The following is a 562-nucleotide window of genomic DNA, read 5'->3' on the forward strand; positions in this document are numbered from 1 at the left end:
TGGTAGTTCATACAGTTCCCTCCGGTGGTTTGGTGGTGTAGTAACTCTATTCTACCAGGGTTCTGTATGAACTTCTTTTTATTTCCCTTAAGTGTTGCACTTGATAGTATAATTCACCATACAAGAAAGCACGCAAATCGCTTATGGGTGCAGAGAAATCCACTCCTGAGCTGGTAAAAGAATTCAAAGAGGCCAGAAGTGAAAAGATGAATCAGCACTACTATGATCCGTTTGAGAAAGGATACAAGAAAATCCAGTACAACCGATATGCTGATGATTTTGTAATCGGCGTGATCGGGTCCAGAGAAGACGCAGAAAGAATTAAGAAAGATGTAAAAACATTCCTTCAAGAAAAGCTGCATCTGGAAATATCCGAGGAAAAGACAAAAGTAACCCATTCCAGCGAGCCGGTACGATATCTGGGATATGATTTCAAAGTGATTCACTCCAAAAACATGAAGCGGTGCAAAAATGGCGACATGAAACGGGTGTGGTATGGAAAAGTATTTCTGTATATGCCGAAAGAAAAGTGGATTAAAAAAGCCATGGAACGGGGAGCGAT

At 40.9% G+C, this 562-nt stretch carries 1 pseudogene; it reads left to right on the plus strand.

The annotated features are described in order from the left end of the window. Positions 1–119 precede the first annotated feature (119 nt). Positions 120–562 (plus strand): annotated as a pseudogene (locus B5G28_RS14305) (reverse transcriptase domain-containing protein); the annotation flags it as partial.

It is taken from the genome of Faecalibacterium sp. An77 (assembly GCF_002161315.1).
Lineage (GTDB): Bacteria > Bacillota > Clostridia > Oscillospirales > Ruminococcaceae > Faecalibacterium.